The 20,584-nt window shown below is 61.1% G+C and carries 21 protein-coding genes; 11 read left to right on the top strand and 10 right to left on the bottom strand.

The window, feature by feature from the left end:
- Positions 1–52: 52 nt before the first annotated feature.
- The 5 genes from KVQ74_RS16985 (at position 53) to rlmF (ending at position 6,606) form a co-directional block, all read left to right on the top strand.
- Positions 53–1,543, top strand: coding sequence for a leucyl aminopeptidase (locus KVQ74_RS16985; protein ID WP_217832327.1), 1,491 nt, complete (start codon positions 53–55; stop codon positions 1,541–1,543).
- A 60-nt stretch (positions 1,544–1,603) separates the two neighbouring features.
- The gene (locus KVQ74_RS16980; protein ID WP_217832326.1) at positions 1,604–2,032 is read left to right on the top strand and encodes a DNA polymerase III subunit chi; all 429 of its coding nucleotides are present in this window, start codon (positions 1,604–1,606) and stop codon (positions 2,030–2,032) included.
- A gap of 8 nt (positions 2,033–2,040) precedes the next feature.
- The gene (locus KVQ74_RS16975; protein ID WP_217832325.1) at positions 2,041–2,442 is read left to right on the top strand and encodes a DNA polymerase III subunit chi; all 402 of its coding nucleotides are present in this window, start codon (positions 2,041–2,043) and stop codon (positions 2,440–2,442) included.
- A 158-nt stretch (positions 2,443–2,600) separates the two neighbouring features.
- On the top strand, positions 2,601–5,447 hold the full coding sequence (locus KVQ74_RS16970; protein WP_217832324.1) for a valine--tRNA ligase: 2,847 nt from the start codon (positions 2,601–2,603) through the stop codon (positions 5,445–5,447).
- A gap of 127 nt (positions 5,448–5,574) precedes the next feature.
- Positions 5,575–6,606 carry a 23S rRNA (adenine(1618)-N(6))-methyltransferase RlmF gene (gene rlmF / locus KVQ74_RS16965; protein ID WP_217832323.1) on the top strand — a complete coding sequence of 344 codons (1,032 nt, stop codon included), beginning with the start codon at positions 5,575–5,577 and terminating at the stop codon, positions 6,604–6,606.
- 66 nt (positions 6,607–6,672) lie between these two features.
- Here the strand turns inward: rlmF and KVQ74_RS16960 are convergent, their stop codons facing one another.
- A complete protein-coding gene (locus KVQ74_RS16960; RefSeq protein ID WP_217832322.1) occupies positions 6,673–6,954 on the bottom strand; it encodes an HU family DNA-binding protein in 282 nt (93 codons plus the stop codon).
- A 396-nt stretch (positions 6,955–7,350) separates the two neighbouring features.
- Here KVQ74_RS16960 and yejK point away from each other — a divergent pair, with 396 nt between their 5' ends.
- Together yejK and KVQ74_RS16950 are read left to right on the top strand one after the other, a co-directional pair.
- Positions 7,351–8,355 carry a nucleoid-associated protein YejK gene (yejK, locus tag KVQ74_RS16955; RefSeq protein ID WP_217832321.1) on the top strand — a complete coding sequence of 335 codons (1,005 nt, stop codon included), beginning with the start codon at positions 7,351–7,353 and terminating at the stop codon, positions 8,353–8,355.
- On the top strand, positions 8,355–8,705 hold the full coding sequence (locus tag KVQ74_RS16950) for a glutaredoxin family protein (RefSeq protein WP_217832320.1): 351 nt from the start codon (positions 8,355–8,357) through the stop codon (positions 8,703–8,705). Before yejK ends, KVQ74_RS16950 begins: the two co-directional genes overlap by 1 nt.
- Positions 8,706–8,748: 43 nt before the next feature.
- On the opposite strand, the gene KVQ74_RS16945 is transcribed toward KVQ74_RS16950, so the two are convergent.
- The 5 genes from KVQ74_RS16945 to KVQ74_RS16925 form a co-directional block, all read right to left on the bottom strand.
- Positions 8,749–9,684 carry a glutathione S-transferase family protein gene (locus tag KVQ74_RS16945; RefSeq protein ID WP_217832319.1) on the bottom strand — a complete coding sequence of 312 codons (936 nt, stop codon included), beginning with the start codon at positions 9,682–9,684 and terminating at the stop codon, positions 8,749–8,751.
- Positions 9,685–9,768: 84 nt separating this feature from the next.
- Positions 9,769–10,071 (bottom strand): GIY-YIG nuclease family protein, encoded by a 303-nt coding sequence (locus tag KVQ74_RS16940; RefSeq protein WP_217832318.1) that lies wholly within the window; start codon positions 10,069–10,071, stop codon positions 9,769–9,771.
- Positions 10,072–10,110: 39 nt separating this feature from the next.
- A complete protein-coding gene (locus tag KVQ74_RS16935) occupies positions 10,111–10,581 on the bottom strand; it encodes a nuclear transport factor 2 family protein (protein WP_077571232.1) in 471 nt (156 codons plus the stop codon).
- A gap of 120 nt (positions 10,582–10,701) precedes the next feature.
- Positions 10,702–12,006 (bottom strand): CynX/NimT family MFS transporter, encoded by a 1,305-nt coding sequence (locus KVQ74_RS16930; protein ID WP_217832317.1) that lies wholly within the window; start codon positions 12,004–12,006, stop codon positions 10,702–10,704.
- The gene (locus tag KVQ74_RS16925) at positions 11,996–12,655 is read right to left on the bottom strand and encodes a FadR/GntR family transcriptional regulator (protein ID WP_217832316.1); all 660 of its coding nucleotides are present in this window, start codon (positions 12,653–12,655) and stop codon (positions 11,996–11,998) included. The genes KVQ74_RS16930 and KVQ74_RS16925 overlap by 11 nt, the downstream gene beginning before the upstream one ends.
- Positions 12,656–12,820: 165 nt before the next feature.
- On the opposite strand from KVQ74_RS16925, the gene KVQ74_RS16920 reads away from it, so the two are divergent.
- Positions 12,821–13,132 (top strand): type II toxin-antitoxin system MqsR family toxin, encoded by a 312-nt coding sequence (locus KVQ74_RS16920; protein ID WP_217832315.1) that lies wholly within the window; start codon positions 12,821–12,823, stop codon positions 13,130–13,132.
- Complete coding sequence (locus KVQ74_RS16915) at positions 13,129–13,611, top strand: type II toxin-antitoxin system MqsA family antitoxin (protein ID WP_217832314.1); 483 nt, start codon at positions 13,129–13,131, stop codon at positions 13,609–13,611. The genes KVQ74_RS16920 and KVQ74_RS16915 overlap by 4 nt, the downstream gene beginning before the upstream one ends.
- Before the next feature lie 64 nt (positions 13,612–13,675).
- On the opposite strand, the gene KVQ74_RS16910 is transcribed toward KVQ74_RS16915, so the two are convergent.
- The 4 genes from KVQ74_RS16910 to KVQ74_RS16895 form a co-directional block, all read right to left on the bottom strand.
- A complete protein-coding gene (locus KVQ74_RS16910; protein ID WP_003221897.1) occupies positions 13,676–14,440 on the bottom strand; it encodes an amino acid ABC transporter ATP-binding protein in 765 nt (254 codons plus the stop codon).
- 12 nt (positions 14,441–14,452) lie between these two features.
- A complete protein-coding gene (locus KVQ74_RS16905; RefSeq protein ID WP_217832313.1) occupies positions 14,453–15,550 on the bottom strand; it encodes an amino acid ABC transporter permease in 1,098 nt (365 codons plus the stop codon).
- A gap of 10 nt (positions 15,551–15,560) precedes the next feature.
- Positions 15,561–16,742, bottom strand: coding sequence for an amino acid ABC transporter permease (locus KVQ74_RS16900; protein WP_217832312.1), 1,182 nt, complete (start codon positions 16,740–16,742; stop codon positions 15,561–15,563).
- A gap of 65 nt (positions 16,743–16,807) precedes the next feature.
- Positions 16,808–17,839: an amino acid ABC transporter substrate-binding protein gene (locus KVQ74_RS16895; RefSeq protein ID WP_217832311.1), complete on the bottom strand. Its 1,032-nt coding sequence runs from the start codon at positions 17,837–17,839 to the stop codon at positions 16,808–16,810.
- Positions 17,840–18,306: 467 nt separating this feature from the next.
- Between KVQ74_RS16895 and KVQ74_RS16890 the strand changes: the two genes are divergently transcribed.
- Entirely contained in the window at positions 18,307–18,963 is a 657-nt protein-coding gene (locus KVQ74_RS16890) for an alpha/beta hydrolase (protein WP_217832310.1), read from the top strand.
- A 137-nt stretch (positions 18,964–19,100) separates the two neighbouring features.
- Positions 19,101–20,552, top strand: coding sequence for an ATP-dependent RNA helicase RhlB (gene rhlB, locus KVQ74_RS16885; protein WP_225930064.1), 1,452 nt, complete (start codon positions 19,101–19,103; stop codon positions 20,550–20,552).
- The last annotated feature ends 32 nt before the right edge of the window (positions 20,553–20,584 follow it).

The following is a 20,584-nucleotide window of genomic DNA, read 5'->3' as shown; positions in this document are numbered from 1 at the left end:
TGCGCACATCGCCGAACGCCTGCGTGTTGACCATTCATTCAGGGATCCGGACATGGAACTGGTTGTAAAAAGCGTTAGCCCAGAAACGTTGAAAACCGCCACCCTGGTGGTTGCCGTCGGCGAAGGCCGCAAACTCGGCGTTGCGGCCAGACTGGTCGACGAACTGAGCGGTGGCGCCATCAGCGCCGTACTCAAGCGTGGCGACCTGGCCGGCAAGGTCGGCCAGAGCCTGTTGCTGCACAGCCTGCCGAACCTCAAGGCCGAGCGCGTATTGCTGGTGGGTGTGGGCAAGGACGAAGAGCTGGGCGACCGCCCGTTCCGCAAGATCGTTGCCGGTATCCTCAACACCCTCAAAGGCCTAGGCGGCAGCGATGCCGTGCTGGCGCTGGATGAAATTATTGTTAAAAACCGCGACAGCTACGGCAAAACCCGTCTGCTGGCCGAATCGCTGGTCGATGGCGAATACACGTTCGATCAGTTCAAGAGCCAGAAAGCCGAACCGCGCGCCCTGAAGAAAATCACCCTGCTGACCATCAAGGCCGCCCAGGCCGAAGTGCAGCGCGCCGTGACCCACGCCACTGCGATCGCCAACGGCATGGCGTTCACCCGCAACCTGGGCAACCTGCCGCCGAACATCTGCCACCCGACTTTCCTGGGCGAACAGGCCAAGAACCTCGGCAAAGAGTTCAAGGACCTGAAAGTCGAAGTCCTCGACGAGAAGAAGATCAAAGCGCTGGGCATGGGTTCGTTCTACGCCGTCGGCCAGGGCAGCGCCCAGCCGCCGCGCCTGATCGTCATGCAATACAACGGCGGCAAGAAATCCGAGAAGCCGTACGCCCTGGTGGGTAAAGGCATCACCTTCGACACCGGCGGCATCAGCCTGAAGCCGGGCGCCGGCATGGACGAGATGAAGTACGACATGGGCGGCGCCGCCAGCGTGTTCGGCACCCTGCGTGCCGTGCTCGAGCTGAAACTGCCGATCAACCTGGTGTGCATCCTGGCCTGCGCCGAGAACATGCCGAGCGGCACTGCTTCGCGTCCGGGCGACATCGTCACCACCATGAGCGGCCAGACCGTGGAAATCCTCAACACCGACGCCGAAGGCCGTCTGGTGCTGTGCGATGCCCTGACCTACTCCGAGCGCTTCAAGCCGCAAGCGGTGATCGACATCGCCACCCTGACCGGTGCCTGCGTGGTCGCGCTGGGTGCGCACACCTCGGGCCTGCTGGGTAACAACGACGAACTGATCGGCCAACTGCTGAGCGCCGGCCAGGCGGCCGACGACCGCGCCTGGCAACTGCCGCTGTTCGACGAATACCAGGAGCAACTGGACAGCCCGTTCGCCGACATCGCCAACATCGGCGGACCGAAGGCCGGCACCATCACCGCCGCGTGCTTCCTGTCGCGCTTCACCAAGAACCTCAACTGGGCGCACCTGGACATCGCCGGCACCGCCTGGACCAGCGGCGGCAAGGACAAGGGCGCCACTGGCCGTCCGGTTCCCCTGCTGACCCAGTACCTGCTGGACCGCGCCAAAGCCTGAAACCGATGACTTGCGCCGGCGTCACCTTCGGGTGGCGCCGTTTGCAGCTCAGGAACCGCAATGACCAAAGTCGACTTCTATATCCTGCCCAGCGCCGATCCTTCGGCCCGCCTGGACTTCGCCTGCAAGCTCACCGAGAAAGCCTGGCGCATGGGCCACCGCATCTACCTGCATTGCAGCGATGCCGCCCAGCGTGACGAACTCGACGCGCGCCTGTGGTCCTTCAAGGGCGAGAGTTTTGTCCCCCACGGCCCAGCCGACAGCGAACCGGACGGTTTGATCGTACTGGGATTGGGTGATGACTGCGGTCAGCATCAGGATCTTCTGGTCAACCTCGACCTGAAAGTCCCGCCCTTCGCCAGCCAGTTCGCCCGCGTGGCGGAAGTGGTGGTCGAAGACCCGGCAATCCGTCAGGCCGCCCGGGACAGTTTCCGTTTCTATCGGGAACAGGGCTATCCTCTGCAAGACCACCGTTTACAGCGACTCTGAGTACGCCGATGGACACTCCAAAACCGCTGCAAAAGCCTGTGCACCTGCTGGACGACCTGGAGTCGATCCGCCAGCTGCTCGGCGATGACAACCTGCAACCGCCCCTGCTGACCGACACGGTCGATGATGGCGAACAGGAACAGATTCCCATGCTGTTCGAAGCCGTCGACAACGAGTCGCCAAGCGTCGAACCGCAGTCCACTCCTGCTCCCGCTCCAGCACCTGCCGCGCAGCCCGCCGCCCCTGTGGATAAAGGCCCGGACGCCCTGCTGCACCTGGACAGCGAACTGCGCGCCGCCGCGCAATTGATCATGCAAGACGTGATCGACGACTTCGCCCCGCATATCGAAACCGAAATCAAGCGCCGCCTCGAGGCGCGGATGGAGCGACTGCTCGGCCAATACGAGTAATCCCCCGATCTCCTTGCGGGAACGGGCTTGCCCGCTCCCCCATTGAATGTACACCGCATCTGAAGCTGCACATTGTCCTCCCCCGCTCGCCCTGCGCCCCATGCCCCGCTATACTTCCCGGCTTTTCCTGAATAAATGCCAATAGGGTCCCGCCGCGCATGGATAAGACCTACCAGCCGCACGCCATTGAAACTTCCTGGTACAACACCTGGGAGTCCGAGAACTACTTCGCCCCGCAAGGCGCGGGCGACTCCTACACCATCATGATCCCGCCGCCGAACGTCACCGGCAGCCTGCACATGGGTCACGGTTTCAACAACGCGATCATGGACGCCCTGATCCGTTTCCGCCGCATGCAGGGTCGCGACACCCTGTGGCAGCCGGGCACCGACCACGCCGGTATCGCCACTCAGATGCTGGTGGAGCGCCAGCTCGAAGCCCAGGGCCAGAATCGCCACGACCTGGGCCGGGAAAAATTCCTCGAGAAAGTCTGGGAGTGGAAAGAGCAGTCCGGCGGCAACATCAGCCGTCAGATCCGCCGCCTCGGCTCGTCCGTGGACTGGAGCCGCGAGCGCTTCACCATGGATGACGGCCTCTCGGAAGCCGTGAAAGAAGCGTTCGTGCGCCTGCACGAAGACGGCCTGATCTACCGCGGCAAGCGTCTGGTCAACTGGGACACCAAGCTGCACACGGCGATTTCCGATCTGGAAGTGGAAAACCACGACGAGAAAGGTTTCCTGTGGAACCTCAAGTACCCGCTGGCCGACGGCGCGAAAACCGCCGAAGGCAACGACTTCCTGATCGTCGCCACCACCCGTCCGGAAACCATGCTCGGCGACTCCGCCGTGGCTGTTAACCCGAACGACGAGCGCTACAAGGCCCTGATCGGCAAGTTCGTCGAGCTGCCGCTGGTCGGCCGCCGCATCCCGATCATCGCCGACGATTACTGCGATCCTGAATTCGGCACCGGCTGCGTGAAAATCACCCCGGCCCACGATTTCAACGACTACGAAGTCGGCAAGCGCCACAACCTGCCGCTGCTGAACATCTTCGACAAGAACGCCAACGTGCTGCCGGCAGCGCAGGTGTTCAACCTCGACGGCACGCTGAACGACAGCATCGACGGCCAGATCCCGGCCGAGTACGCCGGTCTCGAGCGTTTCGAAGCGCGCAAGCAGATCGTTGCCGCCTTCGACGCCGCCGGCCTGCTGGTCAGCGTCGACGACCACAACCTGAAAGTGCCGAAAGGCGACCGCTCCGGCACCGTCATCGAGCCGTGGCTGACTGACCAGTGGTACGTGTCCACCAAGCCTTTGGCCGAGCCTGCGATCGCTGCCGTTGAAGACGGCCGCATCCAGTTCGTGCCCAAGCAATACGAGAACATGTACTTCTCGTGGATGCGCGACATCCAGGACTGGTGCATCAGCCGTCAGCTGTGGTGGGGCCACCGGATTCCGGCCTGGTACGACGAGTCGGGCAAGGTCTACGTCGGTCGCGACGAAGCGGAAATCCGCGCCAAGCACAAACTCGGCGCCGACGTGACGCTGCAACAGGACAACGACGTTCTCGACACCTGGTTCAGTTCCGGTCTGTGGACGTTCTCCACCCTGGGCTGGCCGGAAAAAACCGAATTTCTGAAGAAATTCCACTCCACCGACGTGCTGGTCACCGGTTTCGACATCATTTTCTTCTGGGTCGCCCGGATGATCATGCTGACGATGCACCTGATCAAGAACGAGGACGGCACCCCGCAGGTTCCGTTCAAGACCGTTTACGTACACGGTCTGGTGCGTGATGGTCAGGGCCAGAAAATGTCCAAGTCCAAGGGCAACGTCCTGGACCCGCTGGACATCATCGACGGCATCGAGCTGGAAACCCTGGTGCAGAAACGCACTTCCGGCCTGATGCAGCCGAAACTGGCGAAGAAGATCGAGAAAGCCACCCGCGACGAATTCGCCGACGGCATCGCCAGCTATGGCACCGACGCCCTGCGCTTCACCTTCTGCTCGCTGGCGTCCACCGGTCGCGACATCAAGTTCGACATGGGCCGCGTCGAAGGCTATCGCAACTTCTGCAACAAGATCTGGAACGCTGCGCGTTACGTTCTGGACAAGGGCGAAGACTGCGGCCAGAACGGCGAAGCTTACGAACTGTCGCTGGCCGATCGCTGGATCATCTCGCAACTGCAACGCACCGAAGCCGAAGTGACCCGTCAACTGGATCAGTTCCGTTTCGACCTGGCGGCGCAGGCGCTGTACGAGTTCATCTGGAACCAGTACTGCGACTGGTATCTGGAACTGTCCAAGCCCGTACTGTGGGACGAAAACGCGCCGGTCGAGCGCCAGCGCGGCACCCGTCGCACCCTGGTGCGCGTACTGGAAGTGGCGCTGCGCCTGGCGCATCCGTTCATGCCGTTCATCACTGAAGAAATCTGGCAGCGCATCGCGCCGCTGGCCGGCATTCAGGGCAAGACGATCATGCTGCAAGCCTGGCCAGTGGCCAACGAAGAACGCATCGATCCGGCCGCCGAAGACGACATCGAATGGCTCAAGGGCCTGATGCTCGGCACCCGCAACATCCGGGGCGAAATGAACATCGGCCCGGGCAAACCGCTGCCGATCTATCTGAAGAACGTCAGCGCCGAAGACCAGCGTCGCCTGACCGAGAACGAAGCGCTGCTGAAGAAACTGGCACGCCTGGAATCGATCACGGTCCTGGCCGCTGGCGAAGAAGCGCCGCTGTCCGCCACCGCACTGGTCGGCGAGATGGAAGTGCTGGTGCCAATGGCCGGCCTGATCGACAAGGGTGCGGAACTGGCACGTCTGGACAAGGAAATCCTGCGTCTGCAGGGTGAAGTCCAGCGCGTCGGCGGCAAACTGTCCAACGCTAGTTTCGTTGACAAGGCTCCGGCCGAAGTCATCGACAAGGAGCGCGCCAAACTGGCCGAGGCCGAACAGGCACTGGCCAAGCTGGCTGAGCAGCACGCGCGGATTGCCAGCCTGTAACGGCAAATCGCATTGAAAAAGGGAGGCCCGCAACGGCCTCCCTTTTTCATGCCTGTCAAATCACCCGCCCTGTTCAGATGTGGGACAATGCCCGCCACTTTCAGCCTTACCCGAATCGACCTCGCCCATGACCGCTCCACGCCCACCCAAACCCGCGCGCAAGAAGCCTGAAGCCAAGACCCCGGCCGCCAACGGCGCACCAAAGGAAAAGGCCGGCCTGCACCCGCGCAACCGCCACCAGGGCCGTTACGACTTCCCGGCACTGATCAAGAGCACGCCGGAACTGGCGAAGTTCGTGATCATCAACCCCTATGGCAAGGAAAGCATCGACTTCGCCAGCCCCGAAGCCGTGCGTGTGTTCAACCGGGCGCTGCTCAAGGCGTTCTACGGCATCGCCCATTGGGACATTCCCGCCGATTACCTGTGCCCACCGGTGCCGGGGCGTGCGGACTACATACACTTTCTCGCCGACCTGCTGGCCAGCCATAACGACGGCGTGATCCCGCGCGGGGCGGCGGTCAAGGTGCTGGACGTGGGCATGGGCGCGAACTGCATCTATCCGCTGATTGGCCATAGCGATTATCGCTGGCAGTTCCTCGGCTCGGACATCGACGCCACGGCCATCGCCGCCGCCAGGGCCATCGTCCAGGCCAACGGCTTGAACAAGGCGATCCAGATCCGCCAGCAAGGCAATCGCAAGCACATCCTGCTTGGCCTGCTGGAAGCCACCGAACGCTTCGAATTGACAATGTGCAACCCGCCGTTCCACGCCTCCCTCGAAGAAGCCACTCGGGGCAGTACCCGCAAATGGCGCGCGCTGGGCAAGGCTGATCCGAAACGCAAGCTGCCGGTGCTGAACTTCGGCGGGCAGGCGGCGGAGTTGTGGTGCGAGGGCGGTGAGGTGCGCTTCGTCACCCAATTGGTCAGCGAGAGCGCGCAGGTGGCGCAGCAGGTGTTGTGGTTCAGCACGCTGGTATCGAAAGCGTCGAACCTGCCGGCGATCCAGACCGCGCTGAACAAGGCTGGCGCCCTGCAAAGCCAGGTCGTGGAGATGGGCCAGGGTCAGAAGCAGAGCCGTTTCGTCGCCTGGACCTTCCAGACCCCGGAACAGCAACAGGCCTGGCGTCAGGCTCGCTGGAGCAAGGCCTCAGCGCAGTAAGCACTTTTCTGCGGACACAAAAAAACCGTGCCCGGATCGCTCCAGTGCACGGTTTTTCATGCTGTCTTACTTGTTGATGCCGTCGGTCAGCGCTTTGGCTGGAACGAACTTGACAACTTTCTTGGCAGCGATTTCGATGGCAGCGCCAGTCGATGGGTTACGGCCGGTACGGGCAGGACGCTCGGTCACTTTCAGCTTGCCGATACCTGGCAGAGTGATTTCGGCACCGTTTTCCAGCTGATCGGCAACGATTTGACCCAGTTGCTCCAGAGCGTTGCGCGCGGTGGTTTTCGGCGCGTCGATAGCTTCAGCGATGTCGGCGATCAGTTGGTCTTTAGTAAGAGCCATGTAGTGTTCCTTCCCTATCAAATTCATATGGATTGCAGAGTGCAGTGTCAGCCATCGAGCCCGATCTTCTGGATCTGGCACCCTCGGCGATAACCACGACGAGTCGGGGTTATAGATGCCGAAATCAAGGTTTGGTTCGACCTGACAAAAGCTGAATGCATGCTTGTCGCGGTGACTTCGCGCAAGACCGGGCAAAACTAGCACAGAGACAAGGAAATATCCGCCTCTAGCTAGCCAAATGGTCAGGTTTATTGCGCTAAATCGGTAAATAAATGCATAAGGGCCGACCCGTGACCCTGAATTGCCCCTCAACCCGCGCCAAAACCAATGGTTGCGGTACACTGGGCGCTTTTTCGGGGGAGCCTGCCCTCCTCCCTTCCACCAGCCGAGAAGCCTATGCCGATCCGTCATTGCATCGTCCACCTGATCGACAAAAAACCCGACGGCACACCCGCAGTTCTGCACGCCCGTGACTCCGAACTGGCTGAGTCTGCGGCCATCGAGAACATGCTTGCCGACCTCAATGAAAGCTATAACGCCAAACAGGGCAAAGCCTGGGGCCTGTTTCATCCGGAGTCCGGCGCATTTCCGTTCAGCGGCTGGCTGAAGGAATACCTCGACGGCGCGCAGGATTTCACCGCGTTCAGCCGGGTGGCGGTCGAGCATCTGCAAAAGCTGATGGAAGAATCGAACCTGTCGGTGGGCGGCCACGTACTCTTCGCCCACTACCAGCAAGGCATGACCGATTACCTGGCGATCGCCCTGCTGCACCACAGCGAAGGCGTGGCGGTGACCGATCAATTGGACGTGACCCCGTCGCGTCATCTCGATCTCGGCCAGTTGCACCTGGCGGCGCGGATCAACGTCTCCGAGTGGCAGAACAACAAGCAGTCCAAGCAGTACATCTCGTTCATCAAGGGCAAGAACGGCAAAAAGGTCTCGGAGTATTTCCGCGACTTCATCGGCTGCCAGGAAGGCGTCGACGGCCCGGGCGAGACCCGTACCCTGCTCAAGGCCTTCAGCGACTTCGTCGAAAGCGAAGACCTGCCGGAAGACTCCGCCCGCGAGAAGACCAAGACTCTGGTCGACTACGCCAGCAGCCAGGCCAAACTCGGCGAGCCGATGGGCCTGGAGGAACTCTCGGAACTGATCGACGAAGAACGCCCGAAGGCCTTCTACGATCACATCCGCAACAAGGATTACGGCCTGTCGCCGGAGATTCCGGCGGATAAGCGCACGCTCAACCAGTTCCGCCGCTTCACCGGTCGCGCCGAAGGCCTGTCGATCAGCTTTGAAGCGCACCTGCTGGGCTCGAAGATCGAGTACGACGAAGAAGCCGGCACGTTGGTCATCAAGGGCCTGCCGACCTCGCTGACCGATCAGCTGAAGCGCCGCAACTGATGCTCGGCAATGTGCTGAAAAAGGTTCTGCTGGTACTGCTGGTGGCCGTGGTCTATCAGAACTGGGGCAAGATCGAGCGGGTGTTCAATCCGTCGCAAATGGTGTCCGAGCAGACGCGAGCGCAGGCCAGCGTCACGCTCTACGCCACCGACTGGTGCGGCTACTGCAAGCAGACCAGGCGTTTTCTCGACAGCAAGGGCATTCCGTTCAAGGAGTTCGATATCGAGAAGGACGCCGAAGCGCGCAAGGCTTATGAAGCGCTGGGCGGGCGCGGGATTCCACTGATCGACGTCAACGGTACGTTGATTCGCGGGTTCGACCCGGACGAAATACTCGCCGCCCTGAAATAGAACGCATTGTGGGAGCGGGCTTGCCCGCTCCCACAGTGGAGTTTCAGCGGGCCTCGATGCGGAAGCCGAATCGCGGGAAGTGTACATGCACCACCCCGCCACGCGCGTCCTCGCGGCGCAGGATCAACTCTTCGCGCCCGGCAAACACCAATTCCCCGGCCACCGGATCAACGCCGTAATCCGTCGCCGCAATCGCTACCTGCTGGCCCGCCGTGAATCCATTCGGATCGACAAACTGCTCATCCGGCAGTGCCGCCGGGGTGGCATTGCGCGCAACTTCCAGTGCTTCCTCGGAGCTCATTTCACTCGCCGCGCCATGCCCGAAGCCCAGCACGCGCCCCAGCCAAGCCGACACCGCCGGATAAGCATCCACCAATGGCGCGGTCACATGAGTTGCCTTGAGGAACCACAGCGGATGGGCCATGGCGAAGTCGGCAATCGACGGATCGCCGAACAGAAAGTCGCCCTGCTCGCGCGGCAACTGCTGTTCCAGACGCGCCATGATCGTCGGCCATTGATGTTTGGCCTGCTCGGCGGACAGCCGGGTCGCGCTGCCACCGCTGAACAGCCCCGCGCGGTCGGCCAGGAAGGCTTTGATCGCTTCCGGCGGCAATTTGCCGAAACGCACCGCCACGGACTCCGGCTGAAACACCAGACTCACCGCATGCTGAAACACCACCGAATCCGCCCAGGTGGCGAAACTGGCGGCGATCATTTCCTGACCTTCCGGGAAGAACGCCGGCTGTGCCTTTTCCTGCTCCAGGCGACGAGCGATCAAGGCGGTATCGCAATAGATATCGGCACCGACCTGCAGCACCGGGGTCTTGCGATAGCCTCCGGTCAGGGCCGTCAGATCGGGCTTGGGCATCACCGGCGAGATATTCACCGAGCGCCAGGACAAACCTTTGAACCCCAACAGCAGCCGGGCCTTTTCGGCGAATGGAGAGGCTGGGTAGTGGTGAAGAATAAGCTCGGACATGCTCGGCTCCGCCGCACAGAAAGTGAATCAGCAGCTTAGCGTGCAATTGGATCGCGGCCTACGGATGTGGCTGATGGGAACCCATCAGTCAGGTTGATACCCCGCCACCAGACACTCCTTCGCACTCTTCCTCAACTTCTTGATCAGCCGCTCCTGACGCAGCGCATCGCCCTTGTCGCGGCAGCGCTCGGTGTAGACCAGTGCCATGGCCGGGCTTGAGAGGAAAAACCGTGCACCCTTGCCGCTCTGGTGTTTGGCAAAGCGGCGCACGGGATCATCGCTGATCCCGCAGTAGAGCGAGCCGTTGGCGGCGCGCACGAGGTAGACGAACCAGGACTTGCTCGCCGGGACGTCGGCATCGACAGGATTTTCGCTGAGGGTGGTCACGTAACGGTCAGGGCGTGTAGGAAACAGGCCGCGATCTTATCAGCGCCCGGCCTGAAATGCCTTCAGCCCTTTCAACGCCTGGGCGCGGACGGCGTTGCGTACCAGCGGCGTCCAGCCCAGCAGCAGACCTTTGAAGCCGAGGGCCTGACGCGACCAGCGCCACAGGTCAAAGTGGTCGTGGTGTTCGCAGATCTTGCCGTCGCGGAAGACGAAACGCGCCTGGATGTCGTTGATCACGATGTTGCCGGTCTGGCTGAACAGATAGGTCGCCACCCAATGGGCGCCGCCGCTGCGCTCGTCGGCACGCACGTTGTCGAAGGTCAGCGAAAAGTCCTTGGCACGGGTGGTGAGCATGCGCCACATGTCGCCGGCATCACGGCCCCGCAGTTCGCCGAAGGCCGGATCGCTGAACACCACATCATCGGTGTAACAGGCGGCCATCGCCTCGGCATCGAGGCGCTGGAAGGCTTGGTAGAACCGGGTAATCAGGGCGGCGTGGGCTTCACTCATGGGCAATCTCCAAAGAATGTACAGATTGCCAGCACGATAATCTGCAATCGCCGGAAACACTATCGGCATTCGTGATTCGAATGGCGGCGGTGCGGATTAAAACGGTGGAACTGGCGAGCCTCAGATCTTTTCGCTCTGCACCTGCACATACAACGCTCGCCCGGCCCCAAGCCCGGCAAGGATCGCACCGAAGCCGATGATGCCGAAGATCCAGCCCACGGCATTCCAGCCGCCAGTCCAGTCGTGCACCACGCCGACCGCGAACGGCCCCATCGAAGCTAGGGTGTAGCCGAAGCCCTGGGACATGCTCGACAGGTTCGCCGCAACATGAGAGTCGCGCGAGCGCAGAACGATCAGCGTCAGCGCCAGACTGAACGTGCCCCCCTGCCCCAGGCCAAGCAGGATCGCCCAGCCCCACAGCCCTTCGATCGGTGCGTAGAGGCAGCCGAACAGACCACCCAGGGTCAACGCCATCACTACCACGATCGCCAGGCGTTGATCCTTGCCACGGGTCGCCAGCCACGGCGCCGCCAGGGAACTGGCAAGCTGGATGATCACCGAGCCGGACAGCACCAGACCCGCCTGGGTCGGCGTCAGCCCGCGCCCGATCAGGATCGACGGCAGCCAGCCGAACACGATGTAGGCCAGCGACGACTGCAGCCCCATGTACAACGTCACCTGCCAGGCCAGCGGATCGCGCAGCAGCCCGCGCACCCGATAGGCGACATTGTGCGCGCCGTGTTTCTGCCCCACCTGAGGCAGCCAGAACAGCGCCGCCACCAGCGCCGGAATCACCCAGAAGCCCAGGCCCATCGCCCAACTGTGGTCGAAATGCTCGCTCAACGGCACGCTCGAACCCGCCGCCATCGCCGCGCCAAGGCACAGGGCCATGGTATAGACACCGGTCATGGTGCCCGCGTGTTTGGCGAAGTCGCGTTTGACGATGCCCGGCAACAACACACCGATGATGCCGATGCTGGCACCGCCCAGCACACTGCCGGCGAACAGACCGATCTCACCGAAGTTGCTGCGCAGGATAATGCCGCCGGACAGCGTCAAAAGAATTCCCAGCACGACTCGCTCGGCGCCGAAGCGCCGCGCCAGCATCGGTGCCAGCGGGGCGAACAGCCCCAGGCAGAGGACCGGCAATGTGGTCAGCAGACCCGCCTGGGCGGCCGACAACCCAAGGCTTTTCGACACGTCGCTGAGCAGCGGCGCCATGCTGGACAGCGCCGGGCGCAAGTTCAGTGCCACCAGGATCAACCCCAACAGCAATAGCCAGGGACGGCGCACCAGCGGATGGCTCTGCTGCACCTGCTCATCATTGGCCTCGGCGTCGATCAGCAACTCTTCGATCTCGGTCGAGTGTTTGGCGGCTGTGGACAACTCACTGCGGGACATGGACTTCTCGGTTTCAAGGTTCATTGATCAACTGCCTGGATATGGCTTTGGCCCGCTCAGGATCACGTTGTTCAACCGCGTCGAGCAGCGCGACGTGCAGGTCGAACACTTCCTGACGGCGCGGGACGATGTTCAGGGTCTGGCGCAATTGCGCGCCGACAATGCTGGAGAAATAGCGATACAGCTCGCTGAGGGTCGGGTTGTGCGCAGCATCCACCAGTCGGCGGTGGAACACCAGATCGCAGGCGATGTAAGTGTCGAGGTCACCGTGGTAGTGGCAACCGATGACCCCGAGTGCCTCGCGCAATGCCACCAGATCCTCATCGGTACGGCGCAGGGCCGCCAGCCCGATGGCCTCGACTTCGAGAATGTGCCGGGTCTCCCGGGCCTGATCCAGCGAGCACCGGGACAGCGCCTTGAGGGTGTCCATCGGGTCGACCACCGCGCGCAGATAACTGCCGTCGCCCTGACGGATTTCGATCAACCCGGAAAACGCCAGGACGCGCATGGCTTCACGCACGGTGTTGCGGCTGATGCCGAGTTCCGCGCAGAGCTCGGGTTCGGTGGGCAGACGCTGGCCGACCTGCCAGGTGCCGTCGGTGATGCGCTGGCGCAACTGGTCCAGCGCCTGATCGACCAGTGACCGCTTAATGAGCAAGGAATTTTCTGACATGGGATTCGTCCTTTCATCCAATCATGGGATGAATTTTCTGACATGTTAGTCAGCTCCGTGTAGGACGGCAACCGCCTACGGTCAGAGAGAGGGAAATGGAGCGGGATTTTCGATTGGTCAAAATTACCCTTTAAGGGTAATTTCAGGGACGGGACTCAGGTTTTTATGGAGAAAAACACACCCCACTACAACCTGGCGGTGATCAAGGAGGATGTCAGGAGACTGGGTAGAGAAGCGTTCACCCGAACTGCCCGAAATACCGGCAGGGACTTGGGTCTGAGCCTCAATGAAATGCAACAGGTCGTTTTCGAACTCAACAGCCGGATGCTTTACAAATCGATGACCACCTACAGCGATCATCGAGTCTGGCAAGACGTCTATCACACGACCTGGAACGATTTGGAGATATACATCAAGGTCACTTACTGCACAGGTAGTGAACCTCCGGTGATCTCCTTCAAGGAGAAAAATCCATGAACACAAAGCAATGTTTCAGCTGTGGTGCCCCCGAGGGGATGCGGCACTTCAAGGGTCGCGGCGAAACCATGAGCGTCAAGGGCATGGAGCAGCGGCTCGATGACTTATCCGGTTGGGAGTGCCAGGCCTGCGCAGAGGTCATCTTCGACCCAGGTAGCGCAGAGCGTTATTCGGATGCCTGCGACGAACTGGTCATCGCCGGCAGGCAAATGATCGGCAATGAGATGAAGCGCATTCGCCGCAAACTCCATCTATCTCAGAAAGACGCAGTGCAACTGCTGTCGGGCGGCGGGCACAACGCGTTTTCACGCTATGAACGTGGTGAAACGTTGCCTCCCAAGGCGTTGATGGTGTTGATGCGCCTGCTCGATCGTTATCCGCATTTGCTCGCCGACGCTCGCGTGCTGGGGGAAGGCGCGGACTTGCGGGGGTTCAAGGACACTGTTCACACGGAACGCGAAACCCTCCCCGCCTCCTGAACAGGTTTCCCGCAAAAAACAAACCCGGCACAAGGCCGGGTCTGTTTCAGAAATCACCTCTGCATCAATGCAGAATCTGACTCAGGAACAACTTCGTCCGATCATTCTGCGGATTGTCGAAGAAGTCGTTCGGCGCCGCCTGTTCGACGATCTCGCCCTTGTCCATGAAGATCACGCGGTTGGCCACGGTGCGGGCGAAGCCCATTTCGTGGGTTACGCAGAGCATGGTCATGCCGTCTTCGGCCAGGCCGATCATGGTGTCCAGAACCTCTTTCACCATCTCTGGGTCGAGTGCCGAAGTCGGTTCGTCGAACAGCATGATTTTCGGCTTCATGCACAACGCGCGGGCGATCGCCACACGTTGTTGCTGACCACCGGACAGTTGCCCCGGGAACTTGTGCGCCTGCTCCGGAATGCGTACGCGCTCCAGGTAATGCATGGCGATTTCCTCGGCCTTGCGCTTGGGCATCTTGCGCACCCACATCGGCGCCAGCGTGCAGTTCTGCAGGATGGTCAGGTGCGGGAACAGGTTGAAGTGCTGGAACACCATGCCGACTTCACGGCGGATCGCTTCGATCTGCTTGAGGTCGTTGGTCAGCTCTACGCCGTCGACCACGATGCGGCCCTGCTGGTGCTCTTCCAGACGATTCAGGCAGCGAATGGTCGTGGACTTGCCGGAGCCCGACGGGCCGCACAGCACGATACGCTCGCCCTGTTTGACATTGAGGTTGATGTCTTTCAGAACGTGGAACTGGCCGTACCACTTGTTGACGCCTTGCATCTGGATGATGCCTTCAGGCCCCACTGGCTTTTTGATTGCTTCGCTCATTACAGAGAACTCCTAACGCTTGTGGCCAGTGTCGAGCTTGCGTTCCAGATGCATGGAATAGCGCGACATACCAAAACAGAAAATCCAGAACACCAGGGCGGCGAACACGTAGCCTTCGGTGGCCATGCCCAGCCATTTCGGATCGGCGGCGGCTTGCTTGACGCTGTTGAGCAGGTCGAAGAGGCCGATGATGATCACAAGGCTGGTGTCCTTGAACAGCGCGATAAAGGTATTGACGATGCCCGGGATCACCAGCTTCAGGGCTTGCGGCAGAATCACCAGGCCCATGGCGCGCCAGTAACCGAGGCCCATCGCAGCGGCGGCTTCGTACTGACCTTTGGGGATCGCTTGCAGACCGCCACGCACCACCTCGGCGACATAGGCCGACTGGAACAGGATCACGCCGATCAGCGCTCGCAACAGCTTGTCGAAGTTCATGCCTTCGGGCAGGAACAGCGGCAGCATCACCGAGGACATGAACAGCACCGTGATCAACGGCACGCCGCGCCAGAACTCGATGAAGGTCACGCAGACCACGCGAATCGCCGGCAGGTTCGAGCGACGCCCCAGCGCCAGGAGAATCCCCAGCGGCAGCGCACCGGCGATCCCCACGGTGGCAATCACCAGGGTCAGCATCAGGCCGCCCCACTGGCTGGTCGCCACGGTGGTCAGGCCGAACACACCGCCGTGAAGCAGGCAGTAGGCAACGATCGGGTAGATCACCAGGAAGCTCAATCCGTACACCGCTTTACGCGGGAAGCGCGAGATGAACAGCGGTGCCACGCCGATGACCGCCAGCCACACGGTCAGGTCCACGCGCCAGCGCAGGTCGGTCGGGTAGTAGCCGTACATGAACTGGCCGAAACGCTGCTGGATGAACACCCAGCAGGCGCCGTCCTTGGTGCAGTCGGCGCGGGTGGTGCCGACCCAGTTGGCATCGAGGATCGCCCAGCTGAGAATCGGTGGGACCACGAGGTAGATCAGGTAGAACGCAAACAGGGTCAGCAGGGTGTTGAGCCAGCTGGAGAACATGTTCGCGCGCATCCACGCCACCACGCCGATGCTACTGCTCGGTGGGGGCATGTCAGGTTTGAAAGTATGGGATGTCATGCGCGTTTCCTCACCGCTCGATCAGCGCAATGCGCTTGTTGTACCAGTTCATCAGCAGGGAAATGCTGATACTGATCGCCAGGTACACGCTCATGGTGATGGCAATGACTTCGATGGCCTGACCGGTCTGGTTGAGCACGGTGCCGGCGAACAGCGAAACCATTTCCGGATAACCGATACCGGCGGCCAGGGACGAGTTCTTCGCCAGGTTCAGGTATTGGCTGGTCAGCGGCGGAATGATGACTCGCAGCGCTTGCGGAATGATCACCTTGCGCAGGGTCGGACCGTTGCGCAGGCCGAGGGAACGGGCCGCTTCGGTCTGGCCATGGCTGACCGACTTGATCCCCGAACGCACGATCTCGGCGATGAATGCTGCGGTGTACACGGTCAGGGCCAGGGTCAACGCCAGCAGTTCCGGGATCAACACCCAGCCGCCGACGAAGTTGAAGCCTTTGAGCTGCGGCAGTTCCCAATGCAGCGGAGCGCCGAAGATCAACGCACACAAGGCCGGAACCACCAGCAGGATGGCCAGGCCAACCCAGAACTTGTGGAACGGCTCGCCGGTTTCTTCAAAGCGTCTGGTCGCCCAGCGGCTCATGAACACGATGGCGACGATGGCCACCACGATGCTCACCACGAACGCCCAGAAGCCATCGGCCATTTGCGCGGCCGGCATGTTCAGGCCACGGCTGCTGACGAAGAAGGTGTCGCCGAAATTGTGACTGTTGCGCGGCCCCGGCATGGTCAGGAATACCGCGAAATACCAGAACAGGATTTGCAGCAGCGGCGGAATGTTGCGGAACACTTCCACATACACGGTCGCCAGTTTGCTGATGATCCAGTTCGGCGAGAGACGCGCCACACCGATGATGAAGCCCAGCAGGGTCGCCAGGATCACGCCGATGAATGTCACCAGCAGGGTGTTGAGCAGGCCGATCACAAAGACGCGGGCATAACTGTCCGCTTCGGTGTAGTCGATCAGATGTTGAGCGATACCGAACCCGGCACTGCGCTCCAGGAAGCCGAAACCGGAGGTGATGCCCCGGTGTTGCAGGTTGGTCTGGGTGTTATCGAACAGATACCAGCCCATCGAGACCACCGCCACGACGGTGATGATCTGAAACAGCCACGCACGCACACGCGGATCGCTGAGGCTGAACCTCTGCTTTGGTGCGCCGATTGAATTTTGCATGAAGTGCCCCGGAAAAAATCGAACAGAACATCACCCGGCGGTTGGCCCGCCGGGTGATAGAACAATCAGCGCACTGGTGGTGCGTACTGAATGCCGCCGTTGTTCCACAGCGCGTTCATGCCACGGTCGATTTCCAGCGGAGTGGTCTTGCCGAGGTTTTTCTCGAAGATTTCGCCGTAGTTACCCACCTGGGAAACGATCTTGACGACCCAGTCCTTCGGCAGTTTCAGGTCCTTGCCGTATTCGCCGTCGCCACCCAGCAGACGGGCAACGTCCGGGTTCTTGGTGGACTTGGCTTCTTCAACAACGTTTTTCGAAGTGATACCGGCTTCTTCGCTGTTGAGCAGCGCGTAGCCGACCCAACGTACGATGGCCAGCCACTCGTCGTCGCCGTTACGCACGACCGGGCCCAGAGGTTCCTTGGAAATGGTTTCCGGCAGAACCACGTAGTCCTTCGGCGAAGCCAGCTTGCTGCGCTGGGCGAACAGCTGGGACTTGTCGGAGGTCAGCACGTCGCAACGACCGGACTCCAGCGACTTGGCGCTTTCATCGGAGGTGTCGAAAGTGATCGGGGTGTACTTCAGGCCGTTGGCGCGGAAGTAGTCGGACACGTTCAGTTCGGTAGTGGTACCGGCCTGGATGCAGATGGTCGCACCGTCCAGTTCCTTGGCACTTTTCACGCCCAGCTTGTTGTTGGCCAGGAAGCCCACACCGTCGTAGTAAGTGATGAAGCCAGGGAATTTCAGGCCCATGCCCGCGTCACGGGAACTGGTCATGGTGGTGTTGCGCGACAGGATGTCGATTTCGCCGGACTGCAGCGCGGTGAAGCGCTCCTTGGCGTTCAGCTGGCTGAATTTGACCTTGGTCGCATCGCCGAACACGGCAGCGGCCACGGCACGGCAGACATCAGCGTCGATACCGATGATCTTGCCGGTCGAATCCGGTACGGAGAAGCCTGGCAGACCGTCGCTCACGCCACACTGCACGAAACCTTTCTTCTGTACCGCATCCAGGGTTGCACCCGCCTGAGCGAACCCGCTGACGCCGAGAACTGCAGCAGCAGTCACGACCGCCAGAGTGGATTTCAACATCTTCATTCAAACCTCCAGTTTTGCTCTTGTTGTGTCGGAGCTTGAGTCCAGTCGCACCCTTTTGAGGCGTAGTTGACCCGTGTTGGCTTCTTATGGGGTCAACCGACGTAAGACCTTAGCTATGAGTCTAGTAGGAGAAAATCCACATAATGGACAACTCACTTCTCACCAGTCGGCCGAACGGGCTGTAGCCCTTTCACGTTCGCGATGCCCGTAGCGGCCATTGGCGAACATCCATCACCGGATTCTTTGCTATCCCGTCGCCGGGCGTTCACTGATAGTGTTACCGCCAGGCCCGAGATCGATTGCACAACCACCTCATAGCAAAGCCCGTACCAGACCGGTCGCAGAAGCAGATGAGGAAGAGGTCAATAGCAAAACTTTCAGCCTTGCGACATCTTCTTAACGGATAAACCAGGCGCGCACTCGAATCACGCACTTAATGAGAGCGCCCGCACACAATTGGAGCAGCCATGACCGAGCCCTTGATTCTTCAGCCTGTTAAGACCGCGGACGCCTGCGTGATCTGGCTGCACGGCCTCGGCGCCGATCGCTACGACTTCCTGCCGGTGGCCGAGGCGTTGCAGGAAACCCTGTTGAGCACGCGTTTCGTCCTGCCTCAGGCACCCACCCGCCCGGTCACGATAAATGGCGGATATGCCATGCCGAGCTGGTACGACATCAAGGCCATGAGCCCGGCGCGGGCGATCGACCGCGACGAACTGGAAGCGTCCGCCGACCGCATCATCGAACTGATCGAAGAGCAGCGCGCCAGCGGAATAGACGCTTCGCGGATTTTTCTCGCGGGGTTTTCCCAGGGCGGCGCAGTGGTTCTACACACCGCGTTCCTGAAATGGCAGGGACCCTTGGGTGGCGTGCTGGCGCTGTCGACCTACGCACCGACATTCAGCGATGCGCTGGAGCTGTCCGCCAGCCAGCAACGGATCCCGGTGCTGTCGCTCCACGGCCAGTTCGACAACGTGGTGCAGAACTCCATGGGCCGCACCGCCTATGAGTATCTGAAAGCCAATGGTGTCACCGTGACATGGCAGGAATACCCAATGGAGCACGAAGTGTTACCCGAAGAAATTCGCGACATTGGTCAATGGCTGGGCGAACGCCTGCGCTGATCGCGCCTCAGGGGTTTTTCCTACAGACGGCACCCTTTGATCATCCCACTACGCCGCGCCCGTTTCTTGCATTACACTGGCCGGCGTACATTCCTTAACCAATTGATGAGACGACCGTGCTCAAAGCACTCAAGAAAATGTTCGGTAAAAGCGAGGCTGAGCCGCTCGCACCAGCGCCCACTGCGCCGTCCCCCGCCCCCGGTCATCGCAACGATGCCAAACCGGCCGACCGCCAGCCTCGCCCAGCGGCACCGAAACCAGAGCCGAAACCGGCCTCCGCCGCTGCCAACGTTGCCGAACCTGCCCGTAGCGAAGCACCGAAACCGCCCAGACCGCGCCGCGAACCGAAGCCCAAGGCGCCGGTGATTCCCTGGAAACTCGAAGATTTCGTCGTCGAACCCCAGGAAGGCAAAACCCGCTTCCACGATTTCAAACTCGCTCCGGAACTGATGCACGCCATCCAGGACCTGGGTTTCCCGTACTGCACGCCGATCCAGGCCCAGGTGCTGGGTTTCACCCTCGCCGGCAAAGACGCCATCGGCCGCGCCCAGACCGGCACCGGCAAGACTGCCGCGTTCCTGATCTCGATCATCACCCAACTGCTGCAGACGCCGCCGCCGAAAGAGCGCTACATGGGCGAGCCACGGGCACTGATTATCGCGCCGACCCGCGAACTGGTGGTGCAGATCGCCAAGGACGCCGCCGACCTGACCAAGTACACCGGCCTCAACGTCATGACCTTCGTGGGCGGCATGGACTTCGACAAGCAGCTCAAGCACCTCGAAGCGCGCCATTGCGACATCCTCGTCGCCACGCCAGGCCGCCTGCTGGACTTCAACCAGCGCGGCGACGTGCACCTGGACATGGTTGAAGTGATGGTGCTGGACGAAGCCGACCGCATGCTCGACATGGGCTTCATCCCGCAGGTTCGCCAGATCATTCGCCAGACCCCGCCGAAAAGCGAACGCCAGACCCTGCTGTTCTCCGCGACCTTCACCGATGACGTGATGAACCTGGCCAAGCAATGGACCACCGACCCCGCCATCGTCGAAATCGAAGTCACCAACGTGGCCAACGAGAACGTCGAACAGCACATCTATGCCGTGGCTGGCGCCGACAAGTACAAACTGCTCTACAACCTGGTCAACGACAACGGCTGGGAGCGGGTGATCGTGTTCGCCAACCGCAAGGATGAAGTGCGACGCATCGAAGAACGCCTGGTGCGTGACGGTATCAACGCCGCGCAACTGTCCGGTGACGTGCCGCAGCACAAACGCATCAAGACCCTGGAAGGTTTCCGCGAAGGCAAGATCCGTGTGCTGGTCGCCACTGACGTGGCCGGTCGCGGTATCCACATCGACGGTATCAGCCATGTGATCAACTTCACCCTGCCGGAAGTCCCGGACGACTACGTACACCGCATCGGCCGTACCGGTCGGGCAGGCGCCGATGGCGTGTCGATCAGCTTCGCCGGTGAGGACGACTCGTATCAGCTACCGTCCATCGAGGAACTGCTGGGTCGCAAGATCAGCTGCGAAATGCCACCAACCCATCTGCTACGGGCGGTTGAGCGCAAGCGTCCTCAGTAAGCGACGCGGTAAAAAAAGGCGCAGCCGGTAAC

The organism is Pseudomonas botevensis, assembly GCF_019145475.1.
Taxonomy (GTDB): Bacteria; Pseudomonadota; Gammaproteobacteria; order Pseudomonadales; family Pseudomonadaceae; genus Aquipseudomonas; species Aquipseudomonas botevensis.
The sequence above is the reverse complement of the archived record's forward strand: the minus strand, read 5'-3'. Positions and strand labels throughout refer to the sequence as shown.

What these genes read in the sequence shown, in the direction of transcription:
- KVQ74_RS16985 (WP_217832327.1), top strand. Translation starts at nt 53, where the DNA reads ATGGAACTGGTTGTAAAAAGCGTTAGCCCAGAAACGTTGAAAACCGCC.
- KVQ74_RS16980 (WP_217832326.1), top strand. Translation starts at nt 1,604, where the DNA reads ATGACCAAAGTCGACTTCTATATCCTGCCCAGCGCCGATCCTTCGGCC.
- KVQ74_RS16975 (WP_217832325.1), top strand. Translation starts at nt 2,041, where the DNA reads ATGGACACTCCAAAACCGCTGCAAAAGCCTGTGCACCTGCTGGACGAC.
- KVQ74_RS16970 (WP_217832324.1), top strand. Translation starts at nt 2,601, where the DNA reads ATGGATAAGACCTACCAGCCGCACGCCATTGAAACTTCCTGGTACAAC.
- rlmF (WP_217832323.1), top strand. Translation starts at nt 5,575, where the DNA reads ATGACCGCTCCACGCCCACCCAAACCCGCGCGCAAGAAGCCTGAAGCC.
- KVQ74_RS16960 (WP_217832322.1), bottom strand. Translation starts at nt 6,954, where the DNA reads ATGGCTCTTACTAAAGACCAACTGATCGCCGACATCGCTGAAGCTATC.
- yejK (WP_217832321.1), top strand. Translation starts at nt 7,351, where the DNA reads ATGCCGATCCGTCATTGCATCGTCCACCTGATCGACAAAAAACCCGAC.
- KVQ74_RS16950 (WP_217832320.1), top strand. Translation starts at nt 8,355, where the DNA reads ATGCTCGGCAATGTGCTGAAAAAGGTTCTGCTGGTACTGCTGGTGGCC.
- KVQ74_RS16945 (WP_217832319.1), bottom strand. Translation starts at nt 9,684, where the DNA reads ATGTCCGAGCTTATTCTTCACCACTACCCAGCCTCTCCATTCGCCGAA.
- KVQ74_RS16935 (WP_077571232.1), bottom strand. Translation starts at nt 10,581, where the DNA reads ATGAGTGAAGCCCACGCCGCCCTGATTACCCGGTTCTACCAAGCCTTC.
- KVQ74_RS16930 (WP_217832317.1), bottom strand. Translation starts at nt 12,006, where the DNA reads ATGAACCTTGAAACCGAGAAGTCCATGTCCCGCAGTGAGTTGTCCACA.
- KVQ74_RS16925 (WP_217832316.1), bottom strand. Translation starts at nt 12,655, where the DNA reads ATGTCAGAAAATTCCTTGCTCATTAAGCGGTCACTGGTCGATCAGGCG.
- KVQ74_RS16920 (WP_217832315.1), top strand. Translation starts at nt 12,821, where the DNA reads ATGGAGAAAAACACACCCCACTACAACCTGGCGGTGATCAAGGAGGAT.
- KVQ74_RS16915 (WP_217832314.1), top strand. Translation starts at nt 13,129, where the DNA reads ATGAACACAAAGCAATGTTTCAGCTGTGGTGCCCCCGAGGGGATGCGG.
- KVQ74_RS16910 (WP_003221897.1), bottom strand. Translation starts at nt 14,440, where the DNA reads ATGAGCGAAGCAATCAAAAAGCCAGTGGGGCCTGAAGGCATCATCCAG.
- KVQ74_RS16905 (WP_217832313.1), bottom strand. Translation starts at nt 15,550, where the DNA reads ATGACATCCCATACTTTCAAACCTGACATGCCCCCACCGAGCAGTAGC.
- KVQ74_RS16900 (WP_217832312.1), bottom strand. Translation starts at nt 16,742, where the DNA reads ATGCAAAATTCAATCGGCGCACCAAAGCAGAGGTTCAGCCTCAGCGAT.
- KVQ74_RS16895 (WP_217832311.1), bottom strand. Translation starts at nt 17,839, where the DNA reads ATGAAGATGTTGAAATCCACTCTGGCGGTCGTGACTGCTGCTGCAGTT.
- KVQ74_RS16890 (WP_217832310.1), top strand. Translation starts at nt 18,307, where the DNA reads ATGACCGAGCCCTTGATTCTTCAGCCTGTTAAGACCGCGGACGCCTGC.
- rhlB (WP_225930064.1), top strand. Translation starts at nt 19,101, where the DNA reads ATGTTCGGTAAAAGCGAGGCTGAGCCGCTCGCACCAGCGCCCACTGCG.